This is a genomic window from Actinomyces bouchesdurhonensis (assembly GCF_963540955.1).
Taxonomy (GTDB): domain Bacteria; phylum Actinomycetota; class Actinomycetes; order Actinomycetales; family Actinomycetaceae; genus Pauljensenia; species Pauljensenia bouchesdurhonensis.
This window is the reverse complement of record NZ_CAUTSL010000022.1, coordinates 24,894-33,754: the sequence shown is the minus strand read 5'-3', so window position 1 is coordinate 33,754 and position 8,861 is coordinate 24,894. Positions and strand designations below refer to the sequence as shown.

Here is an 8,861-nt window from a genome sequence, read left to right as displayed (position 1 = left end):
GCAATCCCAACCTAAACCCGGAACTTAAGCACCACGTTCGTGACCGATAGTCCCCGTTTTCCCCGCCCACGCGGGGATGAGCCCTGCCATGTACGCAGGCACCCGCGATCTCCTCGGTTTTCCCCGCCCACGCGGGGATGAGCCCTTCAACATCCCCGCATCAATGGCGATAAAGCCGTTTTCCCCGCCCACGCGGGGATGAGCCTTCGTCCGCGTAGCTGCGTACGCGCGTGAGGATGTTTTCCCCGCCCACGCGGGGATGAGCCGGGTGCAGGTCCAGCCTCGGCTCATCCGCTCGAGTTTTCCCCGCCCACGCGGGGATGAGCCGGAGATGGACGCGGCCTCCGGAGTGCCGAAGAAGTTTTCCCCGCCCACGCGGGGATGAGCCGCTGGGGATCAAACACCGGTCCCTGTGATACACGTATTCCCCGCAACCGTGGGGTTCTTCACCATGGACCCGCCGCGTGTGCCCGTCAGAACAAATCAGGATGAGCTGTCCGCTCGAGTAGTGCCCCGCATAGGTGGGTAAGTGCTCTCGTCGGCCGATTGCTCGCTGTGGGTGCAGTCACCGTGTGATCCGTCGAAAAGCCCTTCTATTTCTCACACGATTGTCATGGAGGCGCTACGAGACCGTTCCTCATGCGATCGGCCCGAGGCCTCCCCCGGCTCTCCAGGATCAGGGAAAATGGCTCCGACGCCGGGTGGCGGGTCCTCATCCTGCGCGTCCCGCCCGCACGAAGAAGCTCCAACCTCGCGCACTTTCACGTACGAGGCCGGGGTTCGGTCGCGTGGAACAGGTACCGCCGCCCTCAGGCCAGCCACTGGTAAGACGCAGCCGCGATCGGGATTCGAAGCGTATGGCCGCTATTCGCAGGCCACACCGTCCTTGTCGCGGTCCAGAGCAGGCCGGTAGCCTGGGTCGCCAACGTGCAGTGGCGCCACTCCGGCTTCCCGCGCTTCCGTGCAGTTACTGTAATAGGCGCGCTCCGGTTGCTTCTTCGGCGCGGGTGTCTGGGGGGTTGGTCCATCGACTGCCTGTTCCGCCGCTGGAGGCTCCTCGCTCGTCGGCTCCTCCGAGATCAGCTCGGGTTCGGGCGTCACTTCAGGCTCGGACGTTACGGAAGGCGCGTCGCTGGGTGTCGATTCTGGCGACGCAATGGTGCTTTCAGTGACGGTCAGCGTGATCGTCGTCGAGGTCGGAACGTCAGAACCAACACTGTCCTGCTTGGTGACCTTATAGCCGTCCTCATAGTGTGATTCCAGAATTGTCATTCCGTGGTCGTCGACCACCGCGTGGTTTCGGTATCCGGAATTCTCCAGCTTCTGGATAGCATCAGGCAGGGCCATGTCGACGACGTTTGGTACCGGCAGGTCGCATCCGCTCACCGTGCACACCATGAGAAGAAAGCCGACGATCATGGCCGCGAGGCGTCTCAAGAGTTGCCAGCACTTCCCAAGCAACATAGATGCCCCTCCTCAAGGACGAAACGATATGTGCACCAACACGTACGCTTGCTCGGTATCCTACAGGAGAGGAGCACTTTTTAGTAAGTGCACGCGGGTGTCGATGCTTGCGAGGCGCCCTGCCCGGTATGGGGGTGTATGGTAGACGCCTCGCTTGCCCGGGCGGTCGCCGGTGGCTGCGGCGCGGCAGGTGGGCTATAGAACATAACGTGTTGGTCGGGGTTTGGACCCAAGCGTCGTCGGGGGAGGTGTCGGCGGCGAGGAGTCGGCGGGGGAGGGGTCGGTGGCACTGGCGTGCCCGTGCCGACGGTGGGGGTTGGCCGTGACGTGCGCTTGCGTCGTCCGTCATTGTGCTTGCGTGCTTGCGCCGCCGATGCGGGTTGGCTCCATCGGGAGGGGTCCACCTGATCGGGAGGATTGCACGTGATCAGTTTGGGTTGAATCTTCCTGATCGGGTGTTTCGCCTCATCGGCAACAAGCTTCGCTGCGGAGCTGGCCGCTAGTCGTCCCTTTGTCATTGCCGGCGACGCCCTTCCGGCGTTTACTGGCGCCTCGCCTTACACTCGCCCGTGCGCCAGGGTCCCGCCGGTGACTCCCTACCAGCGTTTACTGGCGCCCGCCGGGCAGTCCTGCACCAGTGAGGGAGCATGACACCAGGGGTAGTGGTGGGGGTTTTGCAGCATTAGAAGCCTCCCTTCGGCGTGTCGCCGGCGTGTCGCGCCTCTAATGGTGCAATTCCCCCCGTTTGGTGGCGATGTCACCGGCAGGCAAGTCACGCACGGGTCCACGTGAAGCGCAATCCCCACAGTTTACTGTCGGTGAGGGCGCGCCTCGGGGCAGCGCCGCCCACGTCGCAAACCACCTCGGTAACAAACGCCGACAACGGGGTGTTGCGGGCGAGGTGGTCTGCGTTGTGGGCGCAACGGCGCCTGAGCTGGTGTGTCGCTCGCACGCGAACCGCTGACAATGCGCGTTAACCCCGTGACACGCACGCCAATCCCTAGATATGCGCCAGGGCGCCGCCCACGCGCATACCATCAGACCCACGTGCGAAGTGTCGGACCCACGTGCGAAGTGTCGGGCCCACGCGCGAATCAGCGGGTCCACGCGCGCGGCGAGGAACGTAGGCAGCTAGCGCGCTTGGAGCAGTTTCGCATGCAATTCGATTGGGTGAACTTTCAGCAGTGTCCGCAAACGTTGCAATTCCAACAATATGGTTGCGCGGTGTGACACAGTGTCGGGGGAATTGCATGCGACATTCACGGATAACTCACCCAACAGGAGTCATGCACTACCACGCGTAGCACCGCCGGTAGCGCAGCCACTGGCACAGCCGGTAGCGCCGCCGCTCGCGCTGCAGCCGGTAGCGCAGCCACTGGCACAGCCGGTAGCACCGCCGGTAGCGCGCCAGCGACCTGGCACGGTGGCCTGGCACGGTAGATACCACCGACGCAAATAACCTGCCCAAGCCCCACCGAGACTGATCAAGGGACCACGCACAGACTCACAATTTAACAACCATCTCCAACACCAACTTTCCCGCATCAACAAGCCGAAAAGTCACCACAAAACCAACATGATTTGTCCATCCTCATAGTTAGTCCCAACCAACTAAAACACTGACTTTCCCGCGCAACAAAGCCGAAAAGTAACCCCTCCAGCAACACGTTTTGTCTATCCTCCAAGTTGGCTGCCACCAACTTCAATACCGACTTTCCCGCACCAGAAAGCCAAAGAGTCACCCTTCCAGCAACACGCAGTGTCCTATAACCCGCGAGGTGCCCTGCCTGGCATGGGCGCGTGCGGTAGGCGTCTTGCGCGCCGGGGTGGTCGCCAGTGACCGCGGCAGAGCAAGCGGATACAACAAAATCCCCAAAGCGAATGCTTCGGGGATTGCTGGTGGCTCCGACCGGCGTCGATCCGGTGACCTTTCGATTTTCAGTCGAACGCTCTACCAACTGAGCTACAGAGCCAAGACCTGAACCGGAATGGTCTGGTCGGCGACCCCGACGGGACTTGAACCCGCGACCTCCGCCGTGACAGGGCGGCGCGCTAACCAACTGCGCTACGGGGCCTTACAATAGGTAAGACCTATTAAGTTGTGCCGTTCACATGCGCGACCGGCTGGTACCCCCAACGGGATTCGAACCCGTGTCGCCGCCGTGAAAGGGCGGTGTCCTAGGCCGCTAGACGATGGGGGCCTACGTGGCCGTCGAACTGGCGTCCGAAGACGGGAAATAGTTTAGGCAGAATCAGCGCAGCACGTCAAAACGAAAATGGGTGACCCCGCACACGTTACCAAAAAATGTTGCGCTTGTGTGGAATTCACAGGATTTCATCAGCAAGGCGACCTACCCTTGAAGCATGACTATGACACCTACACTCGGTGCCCTCGCCCAAGCCTCGGGCGCGCTCATGCGCGCCGCCGCAGACTCCCAGTCCGGCGCTGAGGCGGCTGTGGCTACCACCATCGACCTCACTCTCCTGATCCTCGGCCCTGTCATCGGTGCCTTCCTGGGGGTTGTCGTGTCGGTCGTCTTCAACGTCCTCGCGCGCAGGGCGTTTGTGAAGGCCGCCACCGCCTCGTCAATCCTGGCGCGCGTGCGCCGCTCCGCCCACTTCACTTTCGCCACGTGGGGCGCGTGGATTGGGCTGGGCATCGCGCTCGTGAACCCGCACCTGTCTGAGTGGAACGGCTCCTCTGTTACGACATTCCTCATGCACGTTCTCCTCATTGCAGGACTCGCGTGCCTGACCTGGATGGCCTACGCGGCTGCCTGGGTCTTTGAGGACGCGGCGAGAGCTCGTCAAGAATCCGACAAGGGGCGCTCGCGTCGCTTCGAAACCCAGGCGCAGGTTTTGCGCCGCTTCACGCAGGGAGTCGTCGTCGTTATCGGCGCGGTCGCTATCGTCGGCACGTTCGAGGCCGCGCGCCAAGCAATGACCACCGTCCTTGCCTCAGCTGGCGTCCTCTCGGTCATCGCCGGTCTTGCCGCCCAGCAAACGCTCGGCAACGTCTTCGCTGGCTTGCAGTTGGCGTTCACCGACGCTATCCGCGTTGGCGACGTGGTCGTCGCGGGCGACAAGCAGGAAACCGGTTCCGTCGAGGAAATCACGCTCTCATACGTGGTCGTGCGCATCTGGGACGAGCGCCGACTTATCATCCCCTGCCGCTACTTCACTCAGACGCCTTTCGAGAACTGGACGCGTCGCGCCGCCGCACAGCTGGGCACCGTCGAACTGAAACTCGACTGGTCCGCGCCCATGACGCTTATCCGCACCAAGGTCGAGAAGCTCCTCACGTCCACCGACTTGTGGGATGGGCGCACGTGGGCCGTGCAGATCACCGACTCTGACGAGTTCACTGTGACCGTGCGCGTGCTCGTGTCCGCGAATAACTCCGCTAACCTCTCGGACCTGCGCGCCTACCTGCGTGAGCAACTCATCGCTTGGATCGTCGCCGAAGAACCCTGGGCGCGTCCCGTTCAGCACATCGAACCGCGCCAAACCGTCACCGTCGAGCAGGATATGAGCCGCGAACGCATCGCTCGCCTGGCCTCCGAACTCGCCGGAATCTCCGGCGCGAACGAGGCCGTGGCCGCGACCGGTCGCTCCACCTCCCACGCCGGTGGTGCGGCGCGCGCCTACGCGGATTCTGCAGTGGGTGGCACTGCTTCACCGACCGGTGAGTCGGAGGCCGAGGGTGCGCGCGAGCGCCCCAAGGACGCCGCTCACGCCGCCCGCATGGTGGCGGCCCGCCGCAAGGCGAAGCGTGCCCGCCGCCGCGCGATGGCTGACCGTCAACGTGAACTCGCCGAAGGGGGTTCGTCGTCTCCGGACGAAACGCAGGTCATCTCCAAGTCCGCGCTGCGCAAGATCATCGAGGCCGCCGGTAACACGGACCCCCAGCTCACCCAGACCATGACGGCCACGTCCATCGGTCGCGGCGAGCGGCTCTTCTCCGGCTCCGCTGAAGCTGACGAGCGAGCCGCCGCACTTGCGGGTCCCGGCGAAGAGGCCTACGCCGAACGTGAAGCCGATTCTCAGCGTGCGAAAGACCGCCGGGAGGGACGTCGTCGCTCGAGCGAGGCCATAGACCCCGAGACGAGCGCGGCCCTGGCCGCCGTCGGCGTTGAACCCGTCGGACCTACGGACAGTGGCACTGGCAACGCTGAACCCACGCAGACGCAAAACGCTGCGCCCGCCGAGACCTCGGCTGCCCAGGTGACCCGCCCTTTTGACGGAGCCGCCCCTGCCGCAACGGCCGAGGCTACGACAGGGAGCAAAGCCACTGACGCGGTCACTGGAAATAGCCAGGCGGTCGCAGGTGTGATGAGCGGCATGCCCGCCGTGGGTGCTGGAACCGCTGCCACCGAGGCCGCACACGAGCCGGAAACCGACGTGCCGGCGCCTCCCGCAGCCGACGATGCGAATCCCACCGGACCTGTCGATGCCGCTGACACGACACCAGGCGTGCGTGCTGACATCCCCGCGCCCGCGGAAGCGGTCGAAGCAGCGGAGGCGGCCACGGCCTCGTCCGACGCTGAGAAACAGCGTGAGGATGTCCTCGCACCGGATCACGGAAGCCGCCGCGCGTCGGATCCTGAGAACGAGGATGAGCAGGCCACGACACCCATCCCCGCGCGTGAAACATCCGTGAAACGTCCGGTGCAGGTGCCGCCGCCCGCGCGCACCGGTCGCCCGGTCATCACCGACGTGGTGGCGGCGCTCGCCCCTGCACTCGTGCCTCCGCCCGAGCCTTCCCCCGAGGAAATGGCCGCATCACAGGAGGAAGTCCCCGACGAGCCTGTGATCCACCCCGACTGGTACGCCGTCGCCGAGGAGGCTCGATTGGAGGAGGAGACTCGTCCTGCTCCCGCGAAGGAGACTCCGCGCGTGTCGATCATGGACTTCTTCCCGGCGGTTGCTCCCACCGGCGCCGAAGCCGACATGCTGCGTGCCGTCACGGGCCAGATTCCAGCCGTCGCAAGTGCCGCGAGCGACGAGGAAGCAGCGGAAACAACGGACGAGGCCGTTGCTGACGATGAGCCGGTGACCTCGGATGAGCCGGTGACCTCGGATGAGCCGGAGGGCTCGGACGAGGCCGTTGCCGACGACGAACCGGTGACCTCGGATGAGGCCGTTACCGACGATGAGCCTGTGACCTCGGGCGAGGCTGTTGTTGACGATGAGCCTGTGACCTCGGACGAGGCCGTTGTCGGCGATGAGCCGGCGACCTCGGGCGAACCGGAGGGGACGGACGAGGCCGTTGCTGACGACGAGCCGGAGGACTCGGACGAGGCCGTTGCTGACGATGAGCCGGTGACCTCGGATGAGGCCGTTGCTGACGATGAGCCGGTGACCTCGGATGAGGCCGTTGCCGACGATGAGCCGGAGGGCGCCGCCGCGGGTCAGGACACTGAAGCGACCGCCGTCATGACTCCCGTTGAGGTCGCCCAGGCGGGCGCACTCGATACGGAGGCCACGCAGGTGCTTCCCACTGTCGAGGAACAGCCCGCACTCGACGAAACGCTCGTGATGCCGACCCTGAGCGCCGCCCCCGACGCCCAGGCAACAGCAACGGAGGCAGCCGACGAAGTCGAACCCGCCAAGGCTCCCGCCAATAAGAAGACCGCCAAGAAATCCCCCGCGAAAAAGGCAACCAGCAAGAAGAACCAGCCTGCGAAAAAGGGAACGAAGAAAGCGGCTGCGGGCGCGAAGAAGGGTGCAACCGAGGAGAAGACGGACGACAAGCCCGCCCAATCCGACGCCGACAAGGCTCAGAAGGCACCCGCCAAGAAGAGCGCCGCCAAGAAAGCACCCGCCAAGAAAGCACCCGCCAAGAAGAGCGCCGCAAAAAAGGCCGCATCCAAGAAGACGACAGCAAAGAAAACGCCGACTGCTAAGCCCGCCGAGCAGTCCACCGCCGAGCAGTGAGAGTCCCGCGAGGACACCACCGCCTCGTAACCGGTACGGCGATGCCCGCCCGCGCCGCCCGCCCGCGCCAACACTGCGCGCCCGCGGGCGGCGCGCGACAATGGACGCATGAACGCAACCGACCCCGCCGCCCGCACCGACGCCGAATGGAAGAAACTCCTGAGTCCCATGCGCTACCACGTGCTGCGTGAGGCGGGCACGGAGCGCCCCTTCACCGGTGAACTCCTGAACGAGGCGCGCGTCGGCACCTACTCGTGCGCGGCCTGCGGCTCCCAGCTCTTCGACTCGGACACCAAGTTCGACTCCTCGTGCGGCTGGCCCTCTTTCTTCCAAACCCACGAAGGGGCGACCACCGAGCACGTCGACACCAGTCACGGCATGACCCGTACCGAGGTGCGCTGTGCGACCTGCGGCTCACACCTGGGTCATGTCTTCGCCGACGCCCCCGGCCAGCCCACCGGCATGCGTTACTGCATGAACTCGGCGGCCCTGACCTTCGCGCCCGCCCAGTGAAAGCGCCCTCCCGGCGCCCCGGCGTCACCACTGTCGCCGACAGTGTCCCGCCTCAACTCTTCCTCGTCGGCTCCGGACTCATCCAGTACGTCGGCGCGGCGCTCGCGGTCGTCGCTTTCGCCTCGGTCGAACCTGCCTCCGTTGCGTGGTGGCGCGTCCTCACAGGCGCGGTGGTTCTCCTCGCGTGGAAGCGCCCGTGGCGCGGCGGCCTCACAGTCTCGGACCTGGCGATCTCCGCGCTCTTCGGGATCATCATCCTCACGATGAACTCGTCGTTCTACGAGGCTATCGCGCGCATTCCCCTGGGCACAGCCGTCTCCATCGAGTTTGTTGGCCCTGTCGCCGTCGCCGTCGTTCGAGGCCGCGGCTGGCGACCGCGCGTCGCCGCGGTCCTCGCGTTCGCAGGCGTAGCCAGCATTGGAGGACTCGCTCTCGACCTGTCGCGCTCGAGCGTGCGCGTCGGCGTTGCCTGGATCCTCCTCGCGGCCCTCGCCTGGTCCGCCTATATTGTGGTGGGTCAGCGGGCGTCGACCACGCGCGACGGGGTCACGAACTTAGCGTTGGGATGCGCGTGGGGTTCTCTTTTCTTTGCGCCCTTCCTGGGGCGGGGGGCGATGGCGGCCACGGCCTCGTGGAAGCTGATCGCAATCGTCATCGGTGTGGGCCTGCTGTCAACTGCGATTCCTTACACGTTTGAGGCCCTCGCGATGCGTCGCCTGGCGGCGCCGACGTTCGCGCTGTTTGCTGCGATCCTGCCTGCGACATCCGCCTTGGTCGGCGCGGTTATGCTGCGCCAGATTCCCGGCGTCTTTGAGTTGATCGGCCTGGTCCTGGTGTCGGCTGCAGTGTGGTTAGCCTCGCGCGAGTAGGGCCCTGCGAGGTACGAGTAAGGCGCGACTGAGAGCTGAGTCCGAGCGCGGGGTGATGTGGGTGTGCTGCTTGAGCGC

The 8,861-nt window shown here is 65.0% G+C and carries 4 protein-coding genes, 3 tRNA genes and 1 CRISPR repeat array; of the genes, 3 read left to right on the top strand and 4 right to left on the bottom strand.

Features of this window, described 5'->3' with window-relative positions; all coding sequences use genetic code 11:
• Nucleotides 1-55 precede the first annotated feature (55 nt).
• Nucleotides 56-388: a CRISPR direct-repeat array (repeat unit 28 nt; unit sequence GTTTTCCCCGCCCACGCGGGGATGAGCC).
• 476 nt (nucleotides 389-864) lie between these two features.
• The 4 genes from RYL44_RS05390 to RYL44_RS05375 form a co-directional block, all read right to left on the bottom strand.
• Complete coding sequence (locus tag RYL44_RS05390) at nucleotides 865-1,464, bottom strand: excalibur calcium-binding domain-containing protein (protein ID WP_314975322.1); 600 nt, start codon at nucleotides 1,462-1,464, stop codon at nucleotides 865-867.
• A gap of 1,897 nt (nucleotides 1,465-3,361) precedes the next feature.
• Nucleotides 3,362-3,437 (bottom strand) — tRNA-Phe (locus tag RYL44_RS05385).
• A gap of 28 nt (nucleotides 3,438-3,465) precedes the next feature.
• Nucleotides 3,466-3,539: transfer RNA gene (locus tag RYL44_RS05380), tRNA-Asp, on the bottom strand.
• A 50-nt stretch (nucleotides 3,540-3,589) separates the two neighbouring features.
• Nucleotides 3,590-3,665 (bottom strand) — tRNA-Glu (locus RYL44_RS05375).
• 163 nt (nucleotides 3,666-3,828) lie between these two features.
• On the opposite strand from RYL44_RS05375, the gene RYL44_RS05370 reads away from it, so the two are divergent.
• From RYL44_RS05370 to RYL44_RS05360, 3 genes are all read left to right on the top strand, one after another.
• Entirely contained in the window at nucleotides 3,829-7,401 is a 3,573-nt protein-coding gene (locus RYL44_RS05370; RefSeq protein WP_314975321.1) for a mechanosensitive ion channel family protein, read from the top strand.
• A 108-nt stretch (nucleotides 7,402-7,509) separates the two neighbouring features.
• Nucleotides 7,510-7,914, top strand: a complete 405-nt coding sequence (gene msrB / locus RYL44_RS05365; protein WP_314805486.1) for a peptide-methionine (R)-S-oxide reductase MsrB — start codon at nucleotides 7,510-7,512, stop codon at nucleotides 7,912-7,914.
• Nucleotides 7,911-8,783, top strand: a complete 873-nt coding sequence (locus RYL44_RS05360; protein WP_314975320.1) for an EamA family transporter — start codon at nucleotides 7,911-7,913, stop codon at nucleotides 8,781-8,783. The genes msrB and RYL44_RS05360 overlap by 4 nt, the downstream gene beginning before the upstream one ends.
• Nucleotides 8,784-8,861: the final 78 nt, after the last annotated feature.

Coding starts and splice junctions, on each gene's coding strand:
- msrB (WP_314805486.1), top strand. CDS start 7,510: ATGAACGCAACCGACCCCGCCGCCCGCACCGACGCCGAATGGAAGAAA.
- RYL44_RS05370 (WP_314975321.1), top strand. CDS start 3,829: ATGACTATGACACCTACACTCGGTGCCCTCGCCCAAGCCTCGGGCGCG.
- RYL44_RS05390 (WP_314975322.1), bottom strand. CDS start 1,464: ATGTTGCTTGGGAAGTGCTGGCAACTCTTGAGACGCCTCGCGGCCATG.